This is a genomic window from Serratia sp. CY37869 (assembly GCF_052168895.1).
Lineage (GTDB): Bacteria > Pseudomonadota > Gammaproteobacteria > Enterobacterales > Enterobacteriaceae > Serratia > Serratia ureilytica.
Map to the genome: position 1 here is coordinate 144,100 of NZ_JBJNLU010000006.1, position 24,211 is coordinate 168,310.

The 24,211-nt window shown below is 61.1% G+C and carries 25 protein-coding genes; 14 read left to right on the top strand and 11 right to left on the bottom strand.

Annotated elements, in window-relative coordinates; translation table 11 throughout:
* The first annotated feature begins 64 nt into the window (after nt 1-64).
* Nucleotides 65-1,345, top strand: a complete 1,281-nt coding sequence (locus ACJ8J1_RS23490; RefSeq protein ID WP_181006746.1) for a cytosine deaminase — start codon at nt 65-67, stop codon at nt 1,343-1,345.
* Between the two features lie 54 nt (nt 1,346-1,399).
* Here ACJ8J1_RS23490 and tsgA read toward each other — a convergent pair whose 3' ends face one another.
* From tsgA to ACJ8J1_RS23510, 4 genes are all read right to left on the bottom strand, one after another.
* Nucleotides 1,400-2,584, bottom strand: a complete 1,185-nt coding sequence (gene tsgA / locus ACJ8J1_RS23495; protein WP_025304528.1) for an MFS transporter TsgA — start codon at nt 2,582-2,584, stop codon at nt 1,400-1,402.
* Between the two features lie 191 nt (nt 2,585-2,775).
* A complete protein-coding gene (locus ACJ8J1_RS23500) occupies nt 2,776-3,756 on the bottom strand; it encodes a LacI family DNA-binding transcriptional regulator (RefSeq protein WP_033645266.1) in 981 nt (326 codons plus the stop codon).
* Nucleotides 3,757-3,828: 72 nt separating this feature from the next.
* On the bottom strand, nt 3,829-5,136 hold the full coding sequence (locus ACJ8J1_RS23505) for a 6-phospho-beta-glucosidase (RefSeq protein ID WP_033645265.1): 1,308 nt from the start codon (nt 5,134-5,136) through the stop codon (nt 3,829-3,831).
* Complete coding sequence (locus ACJ8J1_RS23510) at nt 5,133-5,471, bottom strand: PTS lactose/cellobiose transporter subunit IIA (RefSeq protein WP_025304525.1); 339 nt, start codon at nt 5,469-5,471, stop codon at nt 5,133-5,135. The genes ACJ8J1_RS23505 and ACJ8J1_RS23510 overlap by 4 nt, the downstream gene beginning before the upstream one ends.
* Before the next feature lie 353 nt (nt 5,472-5,824).
* Here ACJ8J1_RS23510 and ppiA point away from each other — a divergent pair, with 353 nt between their 5' ends.
* From ppiA to btsR, 3 genes are all read left to right on the top strand, one after another.
* Nucleotides 5,825-6,394 carry a peptidylprolyl isomerase A gene (ppiA, locus tag ACJ8J1_RS23515; protein ID WP_033636286.1) on the top strand — a complete coding sequence of 190 codons (570 nt, stop codon included), beginning with the start codon at nt 5,825-5,827 and terminating at the stop codon, nt 6,392-6,394.
* 155 nt (nt 6,395-6,549) lie between these two features.
* The gene (locus ACJ8J1_RS23520) at nt 6,550-8,235 is read left to right on the top strand and encodes a sensor histidine kinase (RefSeq protein WP_004930349.1); all 1,686 of its coding nucleotides are present in this window, start codon (nt 6,550-6,552) and stop codon (nt 8,233-8,235) included.
* Nucleotides 8,235-8,960, top strand: a complete 726-nt coding sequence (gene btsR / locus ACJ8J1_RS23525; RefSeq protein ID WP_033645264.1) for a two-component system response regulator BtsR — start codon at nt 8,235-8,237, stop codon at nt 8,958-8,960. The genes ACJ8J1_RS23520 and btsR overlap by 1 nt, the downstream gene beginning before the upstream one ends.
* Here btsR and ACJ8J1_RS23530 read toward each other — a convergent pair whose 3' ends face one another.
* Both ACJ8J1_RS23530 and ACJ8J1_RS23535 read right to left on the bottom strand, forming a co-directional pair.
* A complete protein-coding gene (locus ACJ8J1_RS23530; RefSeq protein ID WP_033645263.1) occupies nt 8,961-9,239 on the bottom strand; it encodes a type II toxin-antitoxin system RelE/ParE family toxin in 279 nt (92 codons plus the stop codon). It lies immediately after the preceding gene.
* Nucleotides 9,240-9,256: 17 nt separating this feature from the next.
* Entirely contained in the window at nt 9,257-9,526 is a 270-nt protein-coding gene (locus tag ACJ8J1_RS23535) for a hypothetical protein (RefSeq protein WP_033645262.1), read from the bottom strand.
* A gap of 218 nt (nt 9,527-9,744) precedes the next feature.
* Between ACJ8J1_RS23535 and ACJ8J1_RS23540 the strand changes: the two genes are divergently transcribed.
* From ACJ8J1_RS23540 to argD, 3 genes are all read left to right on the top strand, one after another.
* A complete protein-coding gene (locus ACJ8J1_RS23540; protein WP_033645261.1) occupies nt 9,745-11,268 on the top strand; it encodes a helicase HerA-like domain-containing protein in 1,524 nt (507 codons plus the stop codon).
* Nucleotides 11,269-11,340: 72 nt separating this feature from the next.
* Nucleotides 11,341-11,916 (top strand): aminodeoxychorismate synthase component II, encoded by a 576-nt coding sequence (locus tag ACJ8J1_RS23545; protein WP_033645386.1) that lies wholly within the window; start codon nt 11,341-11,343, stop codon nt 11,914-11,916.
* Nucleotides 11,917-12,047: 131 nt separating this feature from the next.
* The gene (argD, locus tag ACJ8J1_RS23550) at nt 12,048-13,265 is read left to right on the top strand and encodes a bifunctional acetylornithine/succinyldiaminopimelate transaminase (protein ID WP_033645260.1); all 1,218 of its coding nucleotides are present in this window, start codon (nt 12,048-12,050) and stop codon (nt 13,263-13,265) included.
* A gap of 40 nt (nt 13,266-13,305) precedes the next feature.
* Here the strand turns inward: argD and ACJ8J1_RS23555 are convergent, their stop codons facing one another.
* Both ACJ8J1_RS23555 and crp read right to left on the bottom strand, forming a co-directional pair.
* On the bottom strand, nt 13,306-15,384 hold the full coding sequence (locus ACJ8J1_RS23555) for a YccS/YhfK family putative transporter (protein ID WP_033645259.1): 2,079 nt from the start codon (nt 15,382-15,384) through the stop codon (nt 13,306-13,308).
* Between the two features lie 50 nt (nt 15,385-15,434).
* Nucleotides 15,435-16,067, bottom strand: a complete 633-nt coding sequence (crp, locus tag ACJ8J1_RS23560) for a cAMP-activated global transcriptional regulator CRP (RefSeq protein ID WP_004090925.1) — start codon at nt 16,065-16,067, stop codon at nt 15,435-15,437.
* Nucleotides 16,068-16,449: 382 nt separating this feature from the next.
* Here crp and ACJ8J1_RS23565 point away from each other — a divergent pair, with 382 nt between their 5' ends.
* Entirely contained in the window at nt 16,450-16,857 is a 408-nt protein-coding gene (locus ACJ8J1_RS23565; RefSeq protein WP_004930372.1) for an OsmC family protein, read from the top strand.
* A 38-nt stretch (nt 16,858-16,895) separates the two neighbouring features.
* On the opposite strand, the gene ACJ8J1_RS23570 is transcribed toward ACJ8J1_RS23565, so the two are convergent.
* The 3 genes from ACJ8J1_RS23570 to ACJ8J1_RS23580 all read right to left on the bottom strand — a co-directional run bounded on the left by ACJ8J1_RS23570 (nt 16,896) and on the right by ACJ8J1_RS23580 (nt 19,127).
* Complete coding sequence (locus ACJ8J1_RS23570; RefSeq protein ID WP_025304516.1) at nt 16,896-17,765, bottom strand: phosphoribulokinase; 870 nt, start codon at nt 17,763-17,765, stop codon at nt 16,896-16,898.
* Between the two features lie 151 nt (nt 17,766-17,916).
* On the bottom strand, nt 17,917-18,150 hold the full coding sequence (locus ACJ8J1_RS23575) for a YheU family protein (protein ID WP_004930376.1): 234 nt from the start codon (nt 18,148-18,150) through the stop codon (nt 17,917-17,919).
* Nucleotides 18,147-19,127, bottom strand: coding sequence for a hydrolase (locus ACJ8J1_RS23580; RefSeq protein ID WP_033645258.1), 981 nt, complete (start codon nt 19,125-19,127; stop codon nt 18,147-18,149). The genes ACJ8J1_RS23575 and ACJ8J1_RS23580 overlap by 4 nt, the downstream gene beginning before the upstream one ends.
* Nucleotides 19,128-19,246: 119 nt before the next feature.
* Between ACJ8J1_RS23580 and ACJ8J1_RS23585 the strand changes: the two genes are divergently transcribed.
* From ACJ8J1_RS23585 to tauD, 6 genes are all read left to right on the top strand, one after another.
* A complete protein-coding gene (locus tag ACJ8J1_RS23585) occupies nt 19,247-19,849 on the top strand; it encodes a LysE family translocator (protein ID WP_033645257.1) in 603 nt (200 codons plus the stop codon).
* A gap of 11 nt (nt 19,850-19,860) precedes the next feature.
* On the top strand, nt 19,861-20,643 hold the full coding sequence (locus ACJ8J1_RS23590; RefSeq protein ID WP_033645256.1) for a PhzF family phenazine biosynthesis protein: 783 nt from the start codon (nt 19,861-19,863) through the stop codon (nt 20,641-20,643).
* A gap of 114 nt (nt 20,644-20,757) precedes the next feature.
* Nucleotides 20,758-21,753: a taurine ABC transporter substrate-binding protein gene (gene tauA / locus ACJ8J1_RS23595; RefSeq protein ID WP_004930383.1), complete on the top strand. Its 996-nt coding sequence runs from the start codon at nt 20,758-20,760 to the stop codon at nt 21,751-21,753.
* A 9-nt stretch (nt 21,754-21,762) separates the two neighbouring features.
* A complete protein-coding gene (gene tauB / locus ACJ8J1_RS23600; protein WP_033645255.1) occupies nt 21,763-22,530 on the top strand; it encodes a taurine ABC transporter ATP-binding subunit in 768 nt (255 codons plus the stop codon).
* Nucleotides 22,527-23,363: a taurine ABC transporter permease TauC gene (tauC, locus tag ACJ8J1_RS23605; RefSeq protein ID WP_033645254.1), complete on the top strand. Its 837-nt coding sequence runs from the start codon at nt 22,527-22,529 to the stop codon at nt 23,361-23,363. Before tauB ends, tauC begins: the two co-directional genes overlap by 4 nt.
* Entirely contained in the window at nt 23,360-24,208 is an 849-nt protein-coding gene (gene tauD, locus ACJ8J1_RS23610) for a taurine dioxygenase (protein WP_033645253.1), read from the top strand. Before tauC ends, tauD begins: the two co-directional genes overlap by 4 nt.
* Nucleotides 24,209-24,211: the final 3 nt, after the last annotated feature.

Genomic DNA, 24,211 nt, shown 5'->3' on the forward strand with positions numbered 1-24,211 from the left:
TTGTCAGCGCGATCCGCTGCCAGTATGATGAAGAAAACCAGCGCAACGGCAGAGGTGAAGGGTGGTGAAACGTCCATTGAAGTTTATCGACAACCTGCGTTTAAGCGGGCATGAAGGATTGTGGCAACTGGCGATAGAACAGGGGCGCATTGCGCATCTGGTGCCGCAGCCGGAAGGGCAGGAGTGGCGCAGCGACGTGCTGGATGCGCAGTGCGGGCTGGCGCTGCCGGCATTCGTCGAACCCCATATTCATCTGGATACCACGCAAACCGCCGGCCAGCCGGCCTGGAACCAGTCCGGCACGCTGTTTGAGGGGATTGAGCGCTGGGCAGAACGCAAAGCCTTGTTGACCCATGAAGACGTCAAGCAACGCGCCTGGCAAACGCTCAAGTGGCAGATCGCCAACGGCGTGCAGTATGTGCGCACCCACGTCGACGTTTCCGATCCCACGCTGACCGCGCTGCGCGCCATGCTGGAAGTTAAGCAGGAGGTGGCGCCCTGGGTAACGCTGCAGATCGTCGCCTTCCCACAGGAGGGGATCCTTTCCTATCCCAACGGCGAAGCATTGCTGGAAGAAGCGCTGCGGCTGGGAGCCGACGTGGTGGGCGCCATTCCGCATTTCGAGTTCACCCGCGAGTACGGCGTGGAGTCGCTGCACAAGGCATTCGCGCTGGCGCAAAAATACGATCGGCTGGTGGACGTGCACTGCGATGAAATTGACGATGAGCAATCGCGTTTCGTCGAGACCGTGGCGGCGCTGGCGCTGAAGCTGGAGATGGGGGAGAAAGTCACCGCCAGCCACACCACGGCGATGCACTCTTACAACGGCGCTTACGCCTCGCGGCTGTTCCGCCTGCTGAAAATGTCCGGCATCAACTTCGTCGCCAACCCGCTGGTGAACATTCACCTGCAGGGGCGTTTCGACAGCTACCCAAAACGGCGCGGCGTGACGCGGGTGAAGGAGATGCTGGAGGCGGAGATCAACGTTTGCTTCGGCCACGACGATGTGTTCGATCCCTGGTATCCGCTCGGCACCGCCAACATGCTGCAGGTGCTGCATATGGGGCTGCACGTGTGCCAGCTGATGGGCTATGGCCAAATCGACGACGGGCTGAAGCTGATCACCCACCACAGCGCGCGCACGCTTAACCTGAGCGACTACGGCCTGGCGGCCGGCAACAGCGCCAACCTGGTGATCCTGCCGGCGGAAAGCGGTTTCGACGCGGTGCGCCGCCAGACGCCGGTGCGTTATTCGATTCGCCAGGGCGCGGTGATCGCCGAAACGCGGCCGGCGGAAACCACGCTGCATCTGCAGCAGGATGAGACGGTGGATTTTCGGCGCTAAGGCGCAAAAAAAGGGCGCCTTGCGGGCGCCCTTGATGTATTTGATGCGAAGAAATCAGTGCGTTACGTGACCGTGGCTGCGGTGCTTGGTCACGAAGCCCAGCAGCAGACACATCACGAACACCGCCAGGTACAGGCCGTTGGCGGTGGTCAGTGCCGCGTGCGCCCCGCCTTTCGCCACGATCGGGCCGGTGACCACGAAGGTCAGCATGGTGCCGATGGTGCCGCAGGTCAGGATAAAGTTGACCAGCTTCGGCGAGGAGACCTTGGTCTGCAGCGAGCCGAGGGTGATCAGCGTGGTGTAGATGGCGCTGGAAACGAAGCCCAGGGCCATGATGTAGTAGCCCAGGTGCTCCGGATTGTCGGTGCTGACGAACAAGTACATCGCGCCGGTGGCCAGCGCGGCCAGCACGGTAACGATGCGCTGCAGATCGAAGAAGCGCAGGATGAAGCTGAACACCCACATGCCGACCATGTATGAGGTCCAGAAGTCGCTCACCAGCTTACCGGCCTGGCCGATGTCCATGTTGAACGACTTGGTGGCGTACTCAGGCACCCACTGAATGAAGCCCAACTGGCCAAGGATGTAGCACAGCGCGGCGATCGACAGGAACAGCACGCCGATACCCCATTTTTCTTTCTCGACCGGTTGACCGGCGTCGGCGCCTTTCTTGCCCAGCACCGGGAAGTCTGAGCACAGGGTCAGCACGAAGATCCCCACGTACAGCAGGCCGATGCAGGCATAAACCCAGTACCAGCCGATATGGCGAGCCAGCAGCATGGCGGCGACGATTGGGAAAATCATCCCGGCCATGCTGAAGAAGGAATCGGTGAACAACAGGCGTGAACCGCGCTGGCGGCCGGCATACATGTGGGTGATCAGGAAGGTGCCGATCGACATGGTGATGCCGCTAACCACGCCAAGGATAAACATGCACAGCGAGAACATGGTCAGGCTCTTGCCGAGCATCAGCCCCGCCACCGCCAGCACCATCAGGACAAAGCCGAAGATCAGCTGACGCTTCAGCGGGATGATTTCCATCAACCAGGCATTGAGGAAGATCGAAATCAAAATGCCGGCGTTGAGGAAAGTAAAGGTGTTACTCATGCTGGAAACCGGCAGATTAAAGTACTCTGCAATGTTTCCCATCACCATCCCTGTGACGATCACTAAAGCACCGGTCAGCGCGTACGAAAAGAAGCTGATCCAGGTAAGCCGTATGCGGTTACTGTCATTCATTATATAGGCCTGAATATGTCTGTTAGAGGTTTTAAAACTGGCATAAGGCCGCTGGCTTTTCCTGGCAAACGCAGAAAAAAGTCCCGTTCAGGCCACCAGGGGGCGGATCCTAGCACAGACAACGGGATTTTTTGTGATGGCTGTCGATTTTTTGATGCAACCCATGAAGGGATGATACGCATTATTGTGATCTATTTGCGTACCGTCACAATGGAATCGCGATTGATGATCGTCGGCTCAAAACGGTGCGTCGGGGTGGCGGGATCGATCAACCTGCGCGCCGCGTATTGCGCCATCTCGCTGATGGGAAAGTGTACGCTGCTCAACGCCGGGCGGACGAAGGGCGCGCGTTCGCCGCTGTCGTAGCAGATCAAGGAGATATCCTGCGGCACCCGCAGGCGGTGCTCGTTGATCGCCAGCAGGGCGCCGATCGCCATCTCTTCGTTGCAGCAGTAGATGGCGCTGGGCGGCGCGGCCTGCCGCAACAGGCGATCGGCGCAGCGGTAACCGCTTTCCAGATCGTAAACGCCCTCCAGACAGGCCACCGGCTCGATATTCGCCGCCTGCATCGCCTCTTCAAACCCTTGCAGCCGCAGGCGGCTCGACGGCCGTTCGCGCGGCCCGCTGATGCAGGCGATGCGCCGGTGGCCGGCGTCGAGCAGTTGCTGGGTCGCCATGCGGCTGGCGAGCGGATGATCGAAGGTGACGCAGCGGTCTTCCAGCCCCGGCACCAGACGATCGAGCAACACGAAATGACGTTGCTCCGCCGCCAGCTGGCGCAGCCGATCGTCACTGAGAAAACGCACGTGCAGGATCACGCCGTCGCAGCGCAGGCTGAACAGCCGCTGCACCGCCTGCCATTCGTTTTCGGCGCTGTTGCGGCCCTGGGTCACCAGCAGCTGCTTGCCGTGGGATTCGGCCTCGGTTTGCACGAAGTCCATCAGCGCGCCGAAGAAGCCGCCGCGATACGACGTGGTGACCAACCCGAGGGTATTGCTGTGGCTGGAGGCGAGCGCGCGGGCCGCCGGGTTGGGGGTGTAACCGAGCTGGGCGACGGCGCGCTCAACCTTCTCGCGGGTCGGCGCTTTGACGTTGCTGTCGCCGTTCACTACCCGCGATACGGTGGCGCGCGATACGCCCGCCAGCGCCGCGACATCTTCCAGTGTCACCATCGTCCAACTCCTGATTACGGCTAAAAAAATGGGTTCGGCGCGCCGAACCCCTGTCATACCGCGCGCAGGCGCTTACCTGAACTGCGGCAAATACGGCGCGTTTATCGTCAACACCTCGTCCAGCAACGGCTGCGCCAGATTGGCGTTGCCCACCAGCGGGTTGGCGATCAGCGCCAGCAAGCCGCTGCGGCGATCGCCGTGCACCGCGGCCTCGATGGTCAGGCGTTCGTAGGCTTTCACCTGCTGCGTCAGCGCCTGCATCGGTTCCGACAGCGGGCCGAAGGTCAGCGGATGCGCGCCCTGAGCATCGACGATACAGTTGATTTCTATCACAGCATCGTCCGGCAGGCCATGGATTGCGCCGCGGTTTGCGGTGTTGACCACTAATTGCGTGCCGAGATTATTATGGATAGCACGGATCAGCTCCAGCGCAACTTCGGAATAGAAAGAACCGCCGCGGAAGCTGAGCTGCTCCGGCTTACTGTTCAACTGCGGATCGGCATACAGCTCGAACAGCTCTTTTTCTACCTGCATCACCTGCTCGGCGCGGGTGCCGCGCTCGCCGGCGGCGGCCATCTCTTCCGCCAGCATCTCGCGGGTCTGGTAAAAATAGCGGTGGTACGGGCAGGGGATGGCGCCGAGCGCGCGCAGGAAGTCCGGCTGCCAGGGCTCTTCCTTGATGTTGTTCATGGTCAGCGCCGCGCCGTCGCACAGCATGTCGATCACGTTGCCGGTGACGTCGCGCCCCTGCTGCGTGACCTGATGCACCCAGACCATGTGGTTCAAACCGGCGAACCGCAGCTGCACGTCGGCGTAAGGCGCCTGCAGCATGTTGGCGATCATGTGATGCATGCTGATCGGTACGTTGCACAGGCCGATGATCTTCGCTTTGGTAAAGCGGGACACCGCCTCGGTGACGATGCCGGCCGGGTTGGTGAAGTTGATGATCCAGGCGTCCGGCGCCAGCTTTTCCACCCGACGGGCGATATCCAGCATTACCGGAATGGTGCGCAGCGCTTTGGCGAAGCCGCCGACGCCGGTGGTCTCCTGGCCGAGCAGCTGATATTTGAGGCCCAGCCGTTCGTCGGCGGCGCGCGCCGGCAGTTGCCCGACGCGGAACTGGGTCAGCACGAAAGCGGCGCCGCGAATCGCTTCGTCCAGCGCGAAGTGCACGCTGACCTTCACCTGTTCCAGCCCGTGGCGCGCCAGCATGCGGCGGGTCAGGGCGGCGATGGTTTCCACTTTTTGGCGGCCTGGCTCGACGTCCACCAGCGCCAGTTCGGTGACCGGCAGCTCATCGATGCGTTGGATCAGCCCATCGACCAGTTCGGGAGTGTAGCTGCTGCCACCGCCAATCACCGCGATTTTGAGCGTGCTCATGAGCGGCCCTCCGTTTGCGACTGACGGCGATAGAGCTCGATCATGTCGTCGGCCAGATCCTGGATCACCATGGCGTTCATCAGATGATCCTGCGCATGTACCGTGATCAGGTTGATCGCCAGCTTGCCGCAGCCTTCGTCCAGGCCGATCAGCTCGGTCTGGATCAGGTGCGCCTTCTTCACCCACTCTTTGGATTCGACCATGTGTTTGGCCGCGGCGGCGAAGTCACCGGCGCGCGCTTGCCGCAACGCCATCAACGCATTACTGCGCGCGCTGCCGGAGAACACCAGCAGTTCCATGATGGTGCTTTCAAACTCGGGGCTGACTTCAGTCATCAATTCACTCACGTCATTTCTCCAGGGGTTGCGCGGCAACGCCGCCGTGGGATACCTCAGTATCCGTTCTTTTTATAATGAGAGCGCTCTCATTTATATAGGGTAACGGCAACGGGTGTGCAAACTGGGAGGTAGATCGCAAAAAACGCCCCGGGGCGGCGCTGGGCAAAAAATGCGTGACGCGGTTGGCAAAAAAGCCTTCTGCGCCCATACTTTCCGCAGCAAAATTCAGGGCCACCTAGGATATGTCCCGTAATTGGGTAAATATAGGTAAATGGCTGGCACTTGCCGATACAGCTCTTTAGAATCAAAGCGCTTTTCCGTTGTTTGTCTCTCAGAGAAAGGACCCGTTAATGTTCAAACGTACTTTAGTGACCTTCGTCGCGCTGTGTTCCCTGACAGCGATGGCGCCAGCGGCGCTCGCCGCCGGTGAAACCCATGTCATGCTGACCACCTCGGCAGGGAATATCGAGTTGGCGCTCGACAGTCAGAAGGCACCGGTTTCCACCCAGAATTTCGTCGATTACGTGAACAGCGGGTACTACAACAACACCATTTTCCACCGTGTGATCCCTGGCTTTATGATTCAGGGCGGCGGTTTCACCGCTGACATGCAGCAGAAATCCACCAAGGCGCCAATCAAGAACGAAGCCGACAACGGCTTGCGCAACCTGCGCGGCACCATTTCGATGGCGCGCACCGCCGACAAGGACAGCGCCACCAGCCAGTTCTTCCTGAACGTGGCCGATAACGCCTTCCTGGATCACGGCCAGCGTGACTTCGGCTACGCCGTGTTCGGCAAAGTGGTGAAAGGCATGGACGTCGTGGACAAGATCGCTCAGGTGCCGACCGGCAACGTCGGCCCATACCAGAATGTGCCGACCAAACCGGTGGTGATTCTGTCGGCCAAGGTGCTGCCGTAAGTTTTTTGGCCGATCCCGCCGGGGTCGGCCGTCCTTCCTCACGAAGCCTTGCCTTCATCACTGTTTTCTCCCGCGCCCCATGCTCTAATCGGCAGACAATAACCAGACCGGAAATCCGGCGTTCGCCCTTTGTTGTCTCTGGATGAGTTGCTGCCATGTATGAATTTAACCAGGTGCTGTTGCTGTTGCAGCAGATGTGCGTCTATCTCGTCATCGCCTATCTGCTGAGCAAAACCCCGCTGTTTATCCCGCTGATGCAGGTGACCATTCGCCTGCCGCACAAGCTGCTGTGTTACGTGATCTTCTCGGTGTTCTGCATCATGGGCACCTATTTCGGGCTGCACATTCAGGATTCGATCGCCAATACCCGCGCGATAGGCGCGGTCCTGGGCGGCCTGCTGGGCGGGCCGTCGGTAGGCTTTCTGGTCGGGCTGACCGGCGGCCTGCACCGGTATACGCTCGGCGGCATGACCGACGTCGCCTGCGCGATCTCCACGGTGTCGGAAGGCCTGGTCGGCGGCATCGTACACAGCATCGCCATGCGCCGCGGGCGCATCGAACTGCTGTTCAATCCGCTGTTCGTCGGCGGCGTGGCGCTGGTGGCGGAAGTGTTGCAGATGGCGATCATTCTGGCGGTGGCGCGCCCTTACAACGAGGCGTTGCAGCTGGTGGAACACATCGCGCTGCCGATGATGATCGCCAATACCGTCGGCGCGGCGATGTTTATGCAAATCCTGCTGGATCGGCGCGCGATGTTCGAGAAATACACCAGCGCTTTCTCTTCCAAGGCGCTGAAAATCGCCGAGCGTACCGAGGGCATCCTGCGGCAGGGCTTCGATCAGGAAAACAGCATGAAGGTCGCCCGGGTGATTTATCAGGAACTGGGCATCGGCGCGGTGGCGATCACCGATCGCGACAAGCTGTTGGCGTTTATCGGCATCGGCGACGATCACCACCTGCCGGGGACGCCGATCGCCTCGGTGCATTCGCATCGCGCCATCGACAACAACGAGGTGGTGTACGCCGACGGCAACCAGCTCTCTTACTGCTGCTCGATCAATCCGGCCTGCAAGCTGGGATCGACGCTGGTGATCCCGCTGCGCGGCGAAAACCAGCGGGTCATCGGCACCATCAAGCTGTACGAACCGAAAAGCCAGCTGTTCAGCACCATCAACCGCACGCTGGGCGAAGGCATCGCCAGCCTGCTGTCGGCGCAGATCATGGCCGGACAGTACGAGCGCCACAAGCAGCTGTTGGCGCAGTCGGAGATCAAGCTGTTGCATGCGCAGGTCAACCCGCATTTCCTGTTCAATGCGTTGAATACGCTGGTGGCGGTGATCCGCCGTGATGGCGAGCGCGCCTGCGACTTGGTGCAGTCCCTTTCGACCTTCTTTCGCAAAAACCTCAAGCGCTCGGATGATGAAGTCAGCCTGGCGGACGAGATAGAACATGTGAACGCCTACCTGCAGATCGAGAAAGCGCGTTTCGCCGATCGGCTGGAGATTGCGGTATCGCTGCCCGAGGCGCTGCTGGCGGCGCGGCTGCCGGCGTTTTCGCTGCAGCCGATCGTCGAGAACGCCATCAAGCACGGCACCTCGCATCTGTTGGGCGTGGGCCGCATCGAAATCGGCGCCTGCTGCGAAGGCGAGCATCTGCTGCTGCAGGTGACGGACAACGCCGGGCTGTTCCAGCCGAAACCGAACTGCAGCGGGCTGGGTATGAATCTGGTGGATAAACGCATTCGCGTGCGCTACGGCGAAGGCTATGGCGTGCAGGTGGATTGCCGGCCGGACGCCTATACCCGCATTACGCTCAATGTTCCCATGGAGAGGGCCGCCTGATGTTAAACGCACTGATTGTTGACGATGAGCCTTCCGCGCGCGACAACCTGCGCCATCTGCTGGAGGCCGAAGCGGGGATCGCGATCATCGGCGAATGCGCCAACGCTATCGAAGCTATCAGCCATATCCACCGGCTGCAGCCGGACGTGGTGTTTCTCGATATTCAAATGCCGCGCATCAGCGGGCTGGAAATGGTCGGCATGCTGGATCCCAATCGGATGCCGCACATCGTGTTTCTGACCGCCTACGACGAATACGCGGTGCAGGCGTTCGAGGAGCACGCCTTCGACTATCTGCTGAAGCCGGCGGAGCCGAAGCGGCTGAGCAAGACGCTGCAACGCCTGCGGCAGCGCAGTGCGCCGCAGGACGTGACGGCGCTGGATGAGAGCGCCGGTTACCTGAAATACATTCCCTGCACCGGCCACAGCCGCATCTATCTGCTGCGGTTCGACGAGGTGTTGGCGATCCGTTCCAAACTGAGCGGGGTATTCGTGGTGCGCAGCGACGGCATGGAGTGTTTCACCGAATTGACGCTGCGCACGCTGGAAAGCCGTACGCCGCTGGTGCGCTGCCATCGGCAGTATTTGGTCAACCTGGAGCAGGTGCGCGAGATCCGCTTCGAAGAAGGCGGCGCGGCGGAGATGATCATGTCCGCCGGCGATCCGGTGCCGGTCAGCCGGCGCTATTTGAAAGCGCTGAAGGAGCAACTGGGGCTGCGGGGGTGACTATACGGGTGGCCACCGGCGGCGGGTATGCACGATGGCCAAGATGATGACGCGCTGAGCCGCCCATTCATAGACCAGCAGATAGGACGAAGAGATGACCAATTCGCGCGTGCCGGCTATCCGACCCGTTTTTCCGCTGGCGGGATGATGTACGAGGCGTGCCGCCGCGTCAGCGATTTTTACATCATTTTCTGCGGCGGCGGCCGGGTTTTTAAGTTCCAACCATTCATAAATCGCCAGACGATCGGCGATGGCGGGTTCCGTCCATATCAGTTTCACAAAAGTCCTTTTGTGGTTTATCGCGTTGATTTAGCTCTGCGTTCGGCGAAATAAGCGGCGACCTCTTCATCGTCGGCGAACTTGCCTTCACGCAACGCCTTGCGGCTCACCTCGACTTTTTCCCTCAGCCACTGGTCGTATTCTTCCTGCTGAGCCTGGCGGCTGACAAACTCGCGCATGAAATCGCGCAGCAGTTGTGAAGCCGTGCGGTCGGCGGCCTTTGCTGCGCAGGCAAAAGCGGTTTTTAACTCTTCATCCACGCGGATTACCACGGTAGATTCAGGCATGGTATTTACCTCGTATATACAGCGTAATATTCACTATAACACCGCTGCTTTATTGTTCAAGCAAGGACGCTCGGAGGCTCTGGCGTTAAGCGCAATCTGAATTCATCAGGCTCCGACGGCGCCCTTTTTGTTTGTCCTTGACGGGGTTACGCGGCGCTTATAGCTTTATTGCATCAACAGGCGCGTTTCGCGCCGCGTCAGCGTCAAAGGAACAGAAAATGAGTGAACCACGGATTATCGCCAAGGCGATGAAAGACGGAAAACCGGAACAGGATCTGGTGATTTTGCCGGCGTTGGCCAACCGCCACGGGTTGATTACCGGGGCAACCGGCACCGGCAAGACGGTGACGCTGCAAAAAATGGCCGAGCAGTTCTCGCGCATCGGCGTGCCGGTGTTCCTGTCGGACGTGAAGGGCGATCTGTCCGGCATCGGCGCCGAGGGCGTGCCTTCCGAGAAGCTGCAGGCGCGCCTGGCGGCGATCGGCGTCACCGACTGGCAGCCGCAGGCCTGCACCATTATCCCGTGGGATATTTACGGCGAAAAGGGGCATCCGATCCGCGCCACCATTTCCGATCTCGGGCCGCTGCTGCTGGGGCGCCTGTTGGATCTGAACGAGGTGCAAAGCGGCGTGCTGCAGCTGGTGTTCAAAATCGCCGATGACAACGCGCTGCTGCTGTTGGACATGAAAGACCTGCGCGCCATGGTGCAGTTCGTCGGCGATAACGCCAAACAATTCCAGACTCAGTACGGCAACATCTCTGCCGCGTCGATCGGCGCCATCCAGCGCGGGTTGCTGACGCTGGAAGAGCAGGGCGCCAACCAGTTCTTCGGCGAGCCGATGCTGGACATCAACGATCTGATGAAAACCGACGCCAACGGTCATGGCGTGATCAACCTGCTGGCGGCGGACAAGCTGATCAATCAGCCGAAGCTGTATTCAGTGTTCCTGCTGTGGCTGCTGGCCGAGCTGTTTGAACATCTGCCGGAAGTGGGCGACCCTGAACAGCCGAAGCTGGTGTTCTTCTTCGATGAAGCGCACCTGCTGTTCAACGACGCGCCAGCGGCGCTGTTGACCAAGATCGAACAGGTGGTGCGCCTGATCCGCTCCAAAGGCGTCGGCATTTACTTCGTCACCCAGAACCCGCTGGATATCCCGGACAGCGTGCTGGGCCAGTTGGGCAACCGCGTACAGCATGCGCTGCGCGCCTTTACGCCGCGCGATCAGAAGGCGGTGAAAACGGCGGCGCAAACCCTGCGTGCCAATCCGGCCTTCGATGCTGAAACGGCGATCACCGAGCTGGGCGTGGGCGAAGCGCTGGTGTCATTCCTCGACGAAAAGGGCCGGCCGAACGTGGTGGAGCGGGCGATGGTCATCGCGCCGGAATCCAAGATGGGCATGCTCGGCGCGGAAGGGCTGAACAGCGCGATCAACAAGTCGCCGCTGTATGGCCGCTATGAAGACATGATTGACCGCGAGTCCGCCTACGAGAAGCTGTCGTCGGGCGGCTTCGCCACCGTCGGCACTGCGCAGCAGGGGCAGCAACCGCAGGCGCAAGCGCAGCAACAGACGGGCGGCGGCCTGATGGACGGATTGAACGAGCTGCTGTTCGGTTCCACCGGCCCGCGCGGCGGCAAACGCGACGGCATCGTCCAGACCGCTGCCAAGAGCATGGCGCGCGATCTCGGCCGGCAGATCCTGCGCGGCGTACTGGGCTCGATCACCGGCGGCCGTAAAAAGTAAGCGGAAATTATCGTCGGCAGCGGCGGGTTAAATCAGTAAACTATGGCGGCGTTTTTCTCTGCCGGACCTAACATGCTGCTGCTGATCGATAACTACGACTCCTTTACCTATAACCTTTACCAGTACTTCTGCGAGTTGGGCGCCGAGGTGGTGGTGAAGCGCAATGATGAGCTGCAGCTGGCCGATATCGAGCGGCTGGCGCCGCAGCATCTGGTGATTTCCCCCGGCCCTTGTACCCCGAACGAAGCGGGCATCTCGCTGGCCGCCATTCGTCATTTCGCCGGCAAGCTGCCGATCCTCGGCGTGTGCCTGGGGCACCAGGCGCTGGGGCAGGCGTTCGGCGCCGAGGTGGTGCGCGCCCGCGCGGTGATGCACGGCAAAACCTCGGCGATTCGCCATCTGGGCGTCGGCGTGTTCCGCGGCCTGAGCGATCCGCTGACCGTGACGCGTTACCATTCGTTGGTGCTGAAAGCCGATACGCTGCCGGATTGCTTTGAAGTGACCGCCTGGAGCGAACGCGACGGCGTGCGCGACGAGATCATGGGTATCCGCCACCGCACGCTGGCGCTGGAAGGGGTGCAGTTCCACCCGGAAAGCGTGCTCAGCGAGCAGGGCCATCAGCTGTTGGACAATTTTCTCAGGCGTTAATCCCTTCGCATTTTTTTCGCCCGTCAGGCGTTTTGCATTTGCGCTTTAGTGTTTTTTTATGCATATTTCGTGATTATATTTTCATTATAACATCGCGATAGCGCTGAAAAACCTTCAGGGTGGAGCCGAAAATGACTGACAAATCCGCAGTGAGCCGCAGCACCTTTGACCAGGTGATCCTGCCTGTTTATGCACCCGCCCAGTTTGTGCCGGTGCGCGGCCAAGGCAGCCGGGTCTGGGATCAGCAGGGAAAAGAGTACATCGATTTTTCCGGCGGCATCGCGGTGACGGCGCTGGGGCACTGCCATCCGGCGCTGGTCGAGGCGCTCAAACGCCAGGGCGAAACCTTGTGGCATACCAGCAACGTCTTCACCAATGAACCGGCGCTGCGCCTGGCGAGCAAATTGATCGACGCCACCTTCGCCGATCGGGTGTTCTTCGCCAACTCCGGCGCAGAGGCCAACGAGGCGGCGTTCAAACTGGCGCGTCATTACGCTATCACCCGCCACAGCCCCTATAAAACCAAAATCATCGCCTTCTATAACGCGTTTCACGGCCGCACGCTGTTCACCGTGTCGGTGGGCGGGCAGGCCAAATATTCCGACGGGTTCGGGCCGAAGCCGGCCGACATCGTGCACGTGCCGTTCAACGATCTGGCGGCGGTGAAAGCGGTGATGGACGACCACACCTGCGCGGTGGTGATGGAGCCGATTCAGGGCGAGGGCGGCATTACGCCGGTCGACGCCGACTTCCTTAAAGGCGTGCGCAAACTGTGCGACCAACATCAGGCGCTGCTGGTGTTCGATGAAGTGCAAAGCGGCATGGGGCGCAGCGGCAAGCTGTTCGCCTATATGCATTATGGCGTGACGCCGGACATTCTCACCACCGCCAAGGCGCTGGGCGGCGGTTTCCCGGTGAGCGCCATGCTGACTACCGAAGAGATTGCGTCGGTGATGCAGGTGGGCACTCACGGCACCACCTATGGCGGCAACCCGCTGGCCTGCGCGGTGGCGGAGGCGGCGCTGGATGTGATCAATACGCCGGAGGTGCTGAGCGGCATCGAGCAGCGCCATGCGCTGTATGTACAGTCTTTGCAGAATATCGGCGATAAATACGGTATTTTCACCGCCATTCGCGGCATGGGGTTGCTGATCGGCGCCGAGCTGACGCCGCATTATCACGGCAGAGCGCGCGATTTCCTCACCGCCGCCGCCGCGCGTGGGCTGATGATCCTCAACGCCGGGCCGAACGTGATCCGCTTTGCGCCGTCGCTGGTGGTGGAGCTGCAGGACATCGAGGCCGGCATGGCGCTGTTCGAGCTGGCGGTGCAGGATGTGATCAACGCCTGAAGCACCTGCGGCGAATAACGGGGCGCGGCATGCCGCGCCCTTATTGATCGCGCAGTTTACGCTTGAGCCAGATGCCGTGGTGCGGGCGCTGGCGCCAGGCCAGCGACGAAATGGTGTGCATGACGCTCAGGTGCGACAGAATACGCCGCAAATGACGTTCCATCTCGGTGACGGGCATCTCCAGATGCAGATCCGGCGGCTGCATGATGCCGCTGTTGTCACTGCTCGGGCCGTCGTATTCCAACCGCTGCTGGCAGCTTTGCAGCGCGATTTCACAGGTTTGCAGATACGCTTCCGCCAGCTTCGGCGTCAGCATGTAGTGCTCGCGCGCCAGGATGGTCATGGCGTTCAGGTGTTCGACGATGAACTGGCTGTGAGTGACCCACAGCCGCATGTCCGCCAGATAGTTCGAGGCGAACCCCGGTTCCTGCATCGCCTGATTGAGCGAAGTGAACAGCGCATTGTGCGCCTGGTTGACCTGCATGCGGGCATAGGCCAACGCGGTGGCGTCCGGCTCCGGTTGCTTCAGCATCAGCCGCAGCGCGGCTTGATCGTTTTCCAGCGCCTGATGGGCATTCTTGCGCAGCAGCCCGCTTTGCCACTGCGGCCACAGCCAAATGGTGCCGCCGAACGCCAGCACGCAGCCGATCAGCGTATCGATCAGACGCGGCACCAAAAAATGCGAGCCGTTCAGCGCCAGCAGCTGCAGGGTGTAAACCGCCGTGACCGTAAAGCCAATCACCGACAGCCCGTAGTTCTTGCGCGAAACCAGGTAGGCCAACAGCGTGATCATCAGCATGATGCTCAGTGTTTCTGCTTCCGGTAATTGCAGCTGCAACAGCCCGGCCGCCAGCAACAAACCGGCGATCGTGCCGAGCGCACGGTGCTGAATACGCACCCGGGTGGCGTTATAGCCGTTTTGGCTCACCAGCATGATGGTGAGCAGTATCCAGTACGGCTTCGGCAGATTGAATACCGCCCCCAGGCTGCTGCCGACCGCCAGCGTCACCCCCAGCCGCGCGGCGTTGCGCAGCGCCGTGGATTTGAACGACAGGTAGCTGGCCAACGCCGGCCAAAACGGCAGGCGATGCTGGCTGGGCATCAAATCGCGGCGGTACAGCGGATGCTGGGTGCGCAGCAGGCGGGCAATGCGGCTGAAATGGTAGTAACAAAACTGGCCGACCGGGTTGTCGGGATGCTGCGCCGCCATTTTTTCCAGCGCCGCCAGTTCGTGCGTCATGGAAAAGCGCTTCGAATGTTGATGGTAGAGAATATCGTGCGCCACCACGCGCAGCCGCCCGGCGATCACCTGAGCGTTGCGGCGAATGATCGCTTCGGCCTGGCTCTGCTCCATCAGTTTTTGTACTTCCTCCGGCAAGTGCAGGCTGACGGTGATGTGCTCCTGCAGATCCATCGCCACCTGAAAGGCGCGTTGCAGACGCTTTTGATCGAGGTTGTTGGCGTGCGGCAGGAAATTAAGCTGTTGGTACAGCAGGCTGATCAGATCCATCACCTTTTGCTGGCGCACCAGCAGCGGCGGCAGAGCGGTCTGCGGATCGGTGTGCTGAGTCAGCAGCGAGTATTTGGCTTCGAAGTAGTCCGCCAGTTCCAGATAGAGCTGGCTCAGCGTCTCGCGCATCGGCTGCTCTTTCCACAGCCGGAACCAGAACCAGGTGAATAAGCCGTACCAGGCGGTGCCGATCGCGTACAGCAGCGGCGCCTGCCAGAGAGGCACGGTGCCGGCCATGCTGAGGGAGAAGATGGCGGCCACCAGCGCCGCCGGCAACAGCCGGGCGTGCAGCGGGCTGATTTCGCCGGTGACGCCGAGCAGCAGCGCCAGGCCCAGCATCAGCGCCGGCAGCGGCACGTGCCACAGCAGGGCTTGTTGCAGCAGCAGGCTGCTGAGGGCAAACAGCGCACCGCCGACGATCAGCCGTTTAAAGAAGCGCCTATGCGGCGTGTCCAGACCGGCGATATTGCAGCAGGCGGGCACCAGAGAGAACATCAGGCCGAGCTGCAGCTGGCCAATCAGCAGGCCAAACAGCACCGGCAGGCACAACACCAGCGTTTGTCGCAGTGCGTAGTTGACTTCCGGGTGGTAAATCAGGCGGCGCCACATGGCAGAGAGCAGACAAAAAAACGGCGCAGACTGCGCCGTTTTTTCAGGGATTAACGGGTGCCGTAGACGACAATGGTTTTGCCGTGGGCGGAAATCAGGTTTTGATCTTCCAGCATTTTCAGAATACGGCCAACGGTTTCACGCGAGCAGCCGACGATCTGGCCGATCTCCTGACGGGTGATCTTGATCTGCATGCCGTCCGGGTGAGTCATGGCGTCGGGTTGCTTCGCCAGATTCAGCAGGGTTTGCGCGATGCGGCCGGTAACGTCCAGGAAGGCGAGGTTGCCCACTTTTTCGGAGGTGACCTGCAGGCGGCTCGCCATTTGGGCGGACAGACGCATCAGGATGTCCGGGTTCACCTGGATCAGCTGGCGGAATTTCTTGTAGGAAATTTCGGCCACTTCACAGGCGGTTTTCGCGCGAACCCAGGCGCTGCGCTCCTGGCCTTCTTCGAACAATCCGAGCTCGCCGATGAAATCCCCCTGGTTGAGGTAGGACAGGATCATCTCTTTACCTTCTTCATCCTTGATCAGCACCGCGACGGAGCCTTTCACGATGTAGTAAAGCGTTTCGGCCTTTTCACCTTGGTGAATCAGCGTACTCTTCGATGGATATTTGTGGATATGGCAATGAGACAGGAACCATTCGAGAGTAGGGTCTGTTTGCGGTTTGCCGAGAACCATTCGCTGTTATCCTCTGTTGTTATCGCTGCCTTGTGTCACAGGGGTCAGAGTTCCCTGTAAAACCCGCCTGTAGCCGCAGTCATGAGCGAGGGCTACCGGCAAGTTTTGAGGCGTGTCATAAAAATACGCTGTCGCTCTAGCATATTAACTTGCCGTAAGCGCTGCAAGCTACATTCTGTTAACATACCGGTAAAGGAGCCTTTCTCTGGGCGTTTCCCTGAAATTCAGTGTCCCGGAAAGATTTATTGCGGCTCTGTTTGTAGCACAGAGTAAGGCGGGTGTCTCGTGTTGTCTCGCTTCAGCATGATTAGCATCAGGTTACGTTGCCTGTTTCTATGCGAAAGCGTACTCTGATTTTAAGAAATCAACCGGAGTGACCAGAATGCAGGCAAGAGTTAAATGGGTGGAAGGGTTAACGTTTTTGGGGGAATCGGCCTCCGGCCACCAGGTGCTGATGGACGGCAACGCCGGTGATAAAGCGCCCAGCCCGATGGAGATGGTGCTGATGTCGGTGGGCGGCTGCAGCGCGATCGACGTGGTGTCCATCCTGCAAAAAGGGCGCAACGACGTGCGCGACTGCGAGGTGAAGCTGACCTCCGAGCGCCGCGAAGAAGCCCCGCGGTTGTTCACCCATATCAACCTGCACTTCATCGTTACCGGCCAGGACCTGACCGACAAGATCGTCGAGCGTGCGGTGAACCTGTCGGCGGAGAAGTACTGCTCGGTGGCGCTGATGCTCAACAAGGCTGCCACGGTGACCCACAGCTTCGAGATCCGCCAACCGGCGTAATCGAAACGGAGCGCGGCCCGGCGCCGCGCTCAACGCATTTATTCGATCTTCTTGCCTTCCAGCAACCGCTGCACCAGCGGCGCCATGATCAGCTCCATCGCCAGCCCCATCTTGCCGCCCGGCACCACTAACGTATTGATGTGCGAGATAAACGAGCCCTGCAGCATCGCCAGCAAATAGGGGAAGTCAATCTGATCCAGCCCGCGGAAGTGGATCACCACGAAACTTTCATCCAGTGAGGGAATGGCTTTGGCGGCGAACGGGTTGGAAGTATCCACCGTCGGTACGCGCTGGAAGTTGATGTGGGTGCGCGAGAACTGCGGCGTGATGTAGTTGATGTAGTCTTCCATCGAACGCACCACCGAATCCATCACCGCCTCGCGGGAGTGGCCGCGTTCGCCGGTATCGCGGATCAGCTTCTGGATCCACTCCAGGTTGACGATCGGCACCACGCCGACCAGCAGATCGACGTGGCTAGCCACGTCATGGTGTTCGGTGACCACACCGCCGTGCAGCCCCTCGTAGAACAGCACGTCGGTCGGCGCCGGCAGCGGCTCCCACGGGGTGAAGGTGCCCGGCACCTGATTGTAGGGTACCGCTTCGTCGTAGGTGTGCAGGTACTTGCGCGAACGGCCGGTGCCATTTTTGCCGTACTCGATAAAGCTCTGCTGCAGCAGACCGAAGTCGTTGGCCTCGGGGCCGAAATAGCTGATGTGTCTGCCCAGATCGCGCGCCTTGCGGATCGCCGCGTCCATTTCCGGCCGGGTGTAGCGGTGGAAGCTGTCGCCCTCCAGCTCGGCGGCGCGAATGTTGAGCTGTTGGAAGATTTTGCGGAACGCCACGCTGGTGGTGGTGGTGCCGGCGCCGCTGGAACCGGTCACCGCGATAACGGGATGTTTGGCAGACATGGTGGTTGTCACTCCGTGTTGAATGCGCCGGCGTCAGGGGATTATTGTGGCTCTTGTTGACGCTCTCTATGTCAGGAAAAAATGGCGCGCGCTGGTTTGCAATGTCCCATTGTTACCTGATTTTTTCCGTCAGTCATAGAACCGGGCGCCACTAAATTTCTTCCTGCCCGGCGCGGAACTGACCGCGCGGCATGATGTTGACGCTCTCATGCAGTTCCGACCACACCAGCACCACCTCGCCGTTTTTCAGCTGGCGGCGCACGTCCTCCACCTTCTGCTCCAGCGATCGTTCGTGCTCGCCGTAATCGGTGCCTTCACGCAGCACAAAGGATTCGATCAGGCTGTTCAGGGTGTCGGTTGCCAGTTCTTGCCAGGGAATGATCACGTCGGGATGTCCAGATAAGGGGAAAGCCAGGCCGGAATGCGATGCTCCAGCCACATGTGCGGTTTTTTCAGCGTGCCGCCGACAAAGCCGACGTGGCCGCCGAACTCGGTCAGCTGATATTCGATATTGCGCGGCAGGCCGGCGACGTCGGGGATCACCTCATGGGTCATGAAGGGATCGTCCTTCGCATGGATGATCAGCAGCGGCGTTTGGATCGCCGGCAACAGCGGCAGGGCGCTGCAGCGGCGATAATAATCGGTGGCGTCGCTGAAGCCGTGAATGCGCGAGGTGATGGCGTCGTCGAATTCGCGGATGCGCCGCAACCCGTTCAGCTGTGACAGCTTGAGCGGCAGGGTGTCCGGGTAGTGCAACAGTTTGCGGGTGGCGTTTTGTTTCAGCTGCCCCAACAGGTAGCGCTGATAGACGCGGGAGAAGCCTTGCTCCATGCGGTAGGCGCAGGGCTCCAGCATCAGCGGCGCCGAGACCACCACCGCCGCCTGCAGCAGGCTGTCGGCGCCTTGCTGCGCCAGATAACAGGCCAGCATGTTGCCGCCGAGTGAAACGCCTACCGCCGCGGTTGGCACCTCGCCGTAGCTGTCGCGCAGCCAGCGCAGGAAGAAGCGCGCGTCTTCGGTTTCGCCGGAGTGGTAGATGCGCTGTTTGCGGTTGGGCACGCCGCTGCAGCCGCGAAAGTGCATCACCACCCCGAGCCAGCCACGTTCGCGCCAGGCGTTGAGCAGGCCATGCGCGTAGGGGCTGTAGAAGCTGCCCTCCAGACCGTGGAACAGCACCGCGCGCGGTTTGTCGCGCGCCTGCGCCGGATCCTCGCTCCAGGCGAGATCGACGAAATCGCCGTCGGGCAATTCCAGCCGTTGCCAATGCGGTTTCAATAACACGCGGCGGCGCACCAGCCGCGGCAACAGCGTTTGCAGGTGCGGGTTACTGGCCCCGGTCAGGGGGCGAAAGACGTCATGCATAGGCGGAGTAAAAATGTTGTTGGCGACTATTGTGAGATCCCAGGCGCACTGTTAGCTTCAATACCAATAACTGACAATGATACTGCAAAAAAGCGCCTTGGGTGAGGAGCACCCGTGCCATGGAACCGAGTTTATTCCTTTCGATGCTGGGCTTCCTGTGGGTCGCCGCCATCACGCCTGGCCCCAATAACCTGCTGCTGACCACCTCCGGCGCTCATTTCGGCTTTATGCGTTCGCTGTGGCTGATGATCGGCATCATGCTCGGCATGCAAAGCATTTTGCTGCTGGTGGCCTTCGGCGTCGGCAGCCTGATCCTGGTTTACCCGTCGCTGCACCTGATCCTGAAAATCCTCGGCAGTTTGTACCTGCTGTGGCTGGCGTGGAAAGTCGCCACCGCCGCCTATGAAAAGCTGGAAACCGACGTGGCGCCGCCGCAGCCGGTGCGGCTGTATCAGGGCTGGCTGTTGCAGTTCCTCAACCCGAAAGCCTGGCTGATGGCGCTGGGCGCGGTGGCGAGCTTCAGTCTGGCGGGCGATAAGTACAACGGTTCCATTGCGGCGATCGCGCTGGGCATTTTGGCGGTCAACATCGTCGCCGGCGTTATCTGGCTGGCGTTCGGCACGGTGATCGGCCGCCTGCTGCGCAGCAAAAAGGCCTGGATTATCTTCAACGTTTCCATGGGGCTGCTGACTGCAGCCTGTGTATTACTGATTTGGCATTAAGGAGCGGAACGATGGCGGAAAACTATTATCACGTGGTCGCCTTTACCGGTGAGGGGCTGCGCGGCAACCCGGCCGGGGTCTGCCTGCTGACGCAGCCGCTGCCGACGGAGCGGCTGCAGGCGATCGCCAACGAGATCGGCCTGCCGGAAACCAGCTTTGTCTGGGATGACGGCGACATGACCGCCATTCGCTGGTTTACCCCGGAGCGTGAGGTCGATCTTTGCGGCCACGGCACGCTGGCGGCGGCGCATGTGATGTTCAGCGCGGTTAACCCGGCGCTGAAGGATATTCGCTTCAGATCGGCCGGCGGCGAGCTGTTCGTCAAGCGCGATGAGCGGGACGGGGAGCGGCTGGTGCTTGATTTCCCCGCCAGGCCGCCGCAGAAAGTCGCCGAACCGGCGGGCCTCGCGGCGCTGCTGGGCGTGCAGCCGCAGGAAGTGTGGCAGGCGAAAGCGCTGCTGGCGGTGGTGGAAAATGAGGCGCAGGTGCGCGCGCTGCGCCCGGACATCCCGGCGCTGATCGCATTGGCCGGCCGCGCGGTGATCGTCACCGCGCCGGGTGACACCGTGGACTTCGTTTCGCGCTATTTCACGCTCGACGGCGGCGAGGATCCGGTGACCGGTTCCGCGCATTGTACGTTGATGCCTTACTGGACGGCGCGTCTCGGCCGCCATCGGCTGCACGCCCGGCAGATTTCGGCGCGCGGCGGCGAGCTGTTCTGCGAACTGCAAGGGGACCGCACGTTGCTCGGCGGCTACGCTCACGTGTTCTTGCGCGGGACGATCGTGCTGTGATTCGCTTTAATATTACCTAAGGTAATAAAGAAGACTTTTTTATTCTTTTATCGCCCGTCATCGCTCAGATAAAACTGTCAGCAACTGAACAGATTTTTATCAACGGAGCGGAACATGGCGGGCAAACTCTTTTCTTTACGCAACGCGGCGCTGCTGGCGCTGTCGCTCAGCGCGGCCAGCGCCTATGCGGTGGACGTCACCGTGGCGTACCAGACGTCGGCGGAGCCGGCCAAGGTGGCGCAGGCGGAAAACAGCTTCGCCAAACAGTCCGGTGCGACCGTCGACTGGCGTAAGTTCGACAGCGGCTCCAGCGTGTTGCGCGCGCTGGCCTCCGGCGACGTGCAGATCGGCAATATCGGCTCCAGCCCGCTGGCGGTGGCCGCCAGCCAAAAACTCCCCATCGAAGTGTTCCTCATCGCCTCGCAGCTCGGCAGTTCCGAAGCGCTGGTGGTGAAGAATGACATCAAAAGCCCGCAGGATCTGATCGGCAAGCGCATCGCGGTGCCGTTTATTTCTACGACTCATTACAGCCTGCTGGCCTCGCTCAAACATTGGGGCATCAAGCCTGAACAGGTGAAGATCCTCAATCTGCAGCCGCCGGCCATCGCCGCCGCCTGGCAGCGCGGCGACATCGACGGCGCCTACGTCTGGGCGCCGGTGGTCAACGAACTGGCCAAACAGGGCAAGGTGTTGACCGACTCCGCGCAGGTGGGCGAATGGGGTTCGCCAACCCTGGACGTGTGGGTGGTGCGCAAAGACTTCGCCGAGAAACATCCCGACGTGGTGACCGCCTTTGCCGCCAGCGCCCTGCAGGCGCAGAAGGCCTACCTGGCAGCGCCGGAACAGTGGCTGAAAGATCCGAGCCATCTCAGCACCTTGGCGCGCTTGAGCGGCGTGCCGGAAGCGCAGGTGCCGGAGCTGGTGAAGGGGAACCGTTATCTGCCGGTGGCGGATCAGGTCGCCCAACTCGGCCAGCCGGTGGACAAGGCGATCCGCGATACCGCCGAATTCCTCAAGCAGCAGGGCAAGATCCCGCAGGTCGACAGCGATTACAGCGCTTATGTGACCGACCGTTTTGTGAAACAGGTGCAGGCTGCGCCGCAGTCGTAAGGAAGCAGGATGCTAAACGTCAGCCATCTTTCAGCAGAGTATCAGGGGCGGCCCGCGCTGCGTGACGTGTCGTTCCAGATCGCCGCCGGGCAACTGGTGGTGGTGCTCGGCCCGTCGGGCTGCGGCAAAACCACGCTGCTGAATTTAATCGCCGGGTTTATCGAGCCTTCAGCTGGCAGCATCACGCTGGATGGAACGTCCGTTCATGGCCCAAGCGCCGAACGGGGCGTGGTGTTCCAGCATGAGGGTTTACTGCCGTGGCGTAACGTGGTGGACAACGTCGAGTTCGGCCTGCAGCTGGCCGGCGTCGGCAAGGCGCAGCGCCGCCAGGTGGCGGAGCAGATGTTGCAGCGCGTCGGTCTGGCCGGTTACGAGCGGCATTTCATCTGGCAGCTTTCCGGCGGCATGCGCCAACGCGTCGGCATCGCCCGCGCCCTGGCCGCCGATCCGCGTCTGCTGTTGCTGGATGAACCGTTCGGCGCGCTGGACGCGTTCACTCGCGAGCAGATGCAAGAGCTGCTGCTGACCATCTGGCGCGATACCGGCAAGCAGGTGCTGCTGATCACTCACGATATTGAAGAGGCGGTGTTCCTCGCCAGCGAGCTGTTGCTGCTGTCGCCGGGGCCGGGGCAGGTGGTGGAGCGGCTGTCGCTGAACTTCGGCCAACGCTATGCCGACGGCGAAGCCTGCCGCTCAATTAAGTCCGATCCTGAATTTATCGCGCAGCGCGAATACGTGCTGGGCAAAGTTTTCCAACAGCGCGAGGCCTTGTTATGAGCCTGCATTCCACGTTAAAGGCCGCGGCGCAGCCGCAGGGCAAAGCGACGCGCCGTTTCAGCGTGCCGCGCAACGTTTGGCTGAGCGGCGCCACGCTGTTGACGGTGTTGATCGTCTGGTGGGGCGTGACGGCGCTGCAGCTGATCAGCCCGCTGTTCCTGCCGGCGCCGCAGCAGGTATTGCATCAGCTGATCACCATCGCCAGCCCGCAAGGCTTTATGGACGCCACGCTGTGGCAGCATCTGGCGGCCAGCCTGGGGCGCATTTTGGTGGCGCTGCTGGCGGCGGTGATCGTCGGCATTCCGGTGGGCATCGCCATGGGGCTGAACGACACGGTGCGCGGCATCCTCGATCCGCTGATTGAGATCTATCGTCCGGTGCCGCCGTTGGCGTATTTACCGCTGATGGTGATTTGGTTCGGCATCGGCGAAACCTCGAAGATCTTGCTGATTTATCTGGCGATTTTCGCGCCGGTGACGCTCTCCGCCGTGGCCGGCGTGCGCAGCGTGGCGCAGGTACGGGTGCGCGCCGCCCGCGCGTTGGGCGCGACGCGTTGGCAGGTGCTGCGTTTCGTGGTGCTGCCGAGCGCGCTGCCGGAGATCCTGACCGGCATTCGCATCGGGCTGGGCGTCGGCTGGTCGACGCTGGTGGCCGCCGAACTGATCGCCGCCACGCGCGGCCTGGGATTTATGGTGCAATCCGCCGGTGAGTTTCTGGCGACCGACGTGGTGCTGGCCGGCATCGGCGTGATTGCGGTGATTGCATTTGGGTTGGAGCTGGGGCTGCGCGCCCTGCAGCGCCGATTGACCCCGTGGCATGGAGTACAGCAATGAACGAACGTCTGAATATCACCCCGCTGGGGCCTTACATCGGGGCGCTGGTGGAAAACGTCGAGTTGGCCCGGCCGCTGGGCGACGGCCAGTTTGAACAGCTTTATCATGCGCTGCTCAAGCATCAGGTGCTGTTCTTCCGCAATCAGCCGATCACGCCGCTGCAGCAGCGCGATCTGGCCGGCCGCTTCGGCGATCTGCACATCCATCCGGTCTATCCGCACGCCACCGACGTGGAAGAGATCATCGTGCTCGATACCCACGACGACAACCCGCCGGATAACGACAACTGGCACACCGACGTGACCTTTATCGAGAACCCGCCGCTGGGGGCGATCCTGGCGGCCAAGACGCTGCCTGCCACCGGCGGCGATACGCTGTGGGCCAGCGGCATCGCCGCCTATGAGGCGCTGTCGGCACCGTTCAGAACGCTGCTCGCGGGGCTGCGCGCGGAACATGACTTCACCAAGTCGTTCCCGGAGCACAAGCATCGCGGCAGTGAAGAAGAGCATCAGCGCTGGCAACTGGCGGTGCAGAAAAACCCGCCGCTGCTGCATCCGGTGGTGCGTACCCATCCGGTCAGCGGCCGGCAGGCGCTGTTCGTCAATGAAGGGTTCACCACGCGGATCGTCGATCTGGCGCCGAAGGAGAGCGACGCTTTACTGAATTTCCTGTTTGCTCACATCACCAAACCGGAGTTTCAGGTGCGCTGGCGTTGGCAGGAGAATGACGTGGCGATCTGGGATAACCGCGTGACGCAGCACTACGCCAACGCGGATTATCTGCCGCAGCGGCGCATCATGCACCGCGCGACCATTCTGGGGGACAAGCCCTTTTACAAGGCGTAACAA

Coding starts and splice junctions, on each gene's coding strand:
- crp (WP_004090925.1), bottom strand. CDS start 16,067: ATGGTTCTCGGCAAACCGCAAACAGACCCTACTCTCGAATGGTTCCTG.
- ACJ8J1_RS23585 (WP_033645257.1), top strand. CDS start 19,247: ATGGAACCGAGTTTATTCCTTTCGATGCTGGGCTTCCTGTGGGTCGCC.
- ACJ8J1_RS23540 (WP_033645261.1), top strand. CDS start 9,745: ATGAGTGAACCACGGATTATCGCCAAGGCGATGAAAGACGGAAAACCG.
- ACJ8J1_RS23520 (WP_004930349.1), top strand. CDS start 6,550: ATGTATGAATTTAACCAGGTGCTGTTGCTGTTGCAGCAGATGTGCGTC.
- ACJ8J1_RS23535 (WP_033645262.1), bottom strand. CDS start 9,526: ATGCCTGAATCTACCGTGGTAATCCGCGTGGATGAAGAGTTAAAAACC.
- ACJ8J1_RS23545 (WP_033645386.1), top strand. CDS start 11,341: ATGCTGCTGCTGATCGATAACTACGACTCCTTTACCTATAACCTTTAC.
- ACJ8J1_RS23590 (WP_033645256.1), top strand. CDS start 19,861: ATGGCGGAAAACTATTATCACGTGGTCGCCTTTACCGGTGAGGGGCTG.
- tauC (WP_033645254.1), top strand. CDS start 22,527: ATGAGCCTGCATTCCACGTTAAAGGCCGCGGCGCAGCCGCAGGGCAAA.
- ppiA (WP_033636286.1), top strand. CDS start 5,825: ATGTTCAAACGTACTTTAGTGACCTTCGTCGCGCTGTGTTCCCTGACA.
- ACJ8J1_RS23505 (WP_033645265.1), bottom strand. CDS start 5,136: ATGAGCACGCTCAAAATCGCGGTGATTGGCGGTGGCAGCAGCTACACT.
- ACJ8J1_RS23510 (WP_025304525.1), bottom strand. CDS start 5,471: ATGACTGAAGTCAGCCCCGAGTTTGAAAGCACCATCATGGAACTGCTG.
- ACJ8J1_RS23500 (WP_033645266.1), bottom strand. CDS start 3,756: ATGGTGACACTGGAAGATGTCGCGGCGCTGGCGGGCGTATCGCGCGCC.
- argD (WP_033645260.1), top strand. CDS start 12,048: ATGACTGACAAATCCGCAGTGAGCCGCAGCACCTTTGACCAGGTGATC.
- ACJ8J1_RS23565 (WP_004930372.1), top strand. CDS start 16,450: ATGCAGGCAAGAGTTAAATGGGTGGAAGGGTTAACGTTTTTGGGGGAA.
- btsR (WP_033645264.1), top strand. CDS start 8,235: ATGTTAAACGCACTGATTGTTGACGATGAGCCTTCCGCGCGCGACAAC.
- ACJ8J1_RS23555 (WP_033645259.1), bottom strand. CDS start 15,384: ATGTGGCGCCGCCTGATTTACCACCCGGAAGTCAACTACGCACTGCGA.
- ACJ8J1_RS23570 (WP_025304516.1), bottom strand. CDS start 17,765: ATGTCTGCCAAACATCCCGTTATCGCGGTGACCGGTTCCAGCGGCGCC.
- tauD (WP_033645253.1), top strand. CDS start 23,360: ATGAACGAACGTCTGAATATCACCCCGCTGGGGCCTTACATCGGGGCG.
- tauB (WP_033645255.1), top strand. CDS start 21,763: ATGCTAAACGTCAGCCATCTTTCAGCAGAGTATCAGGGGCGGCCCGCG.
- ACJ8J1_RS23580 (WP_033645258.1), bottom strand. CDS start 19,127: ATGCATGACGTCTTTCGCCCCCTGACCGGGGCCAGTAACCCGCACCTG.
- tauA (WP_004930383.1), top strand. CDS start 20,758: ATGGCGGGCAAACTCTTTTCTTTACGCAACGCGGCGCTGCTGGCGCTG.
- tsgA (WP_025304528.1), bottom strand. CDS start 2,584: ATGAATGACAGTAACCGCATACGGCTTACCTGGATCAGCTTCTTTTCG.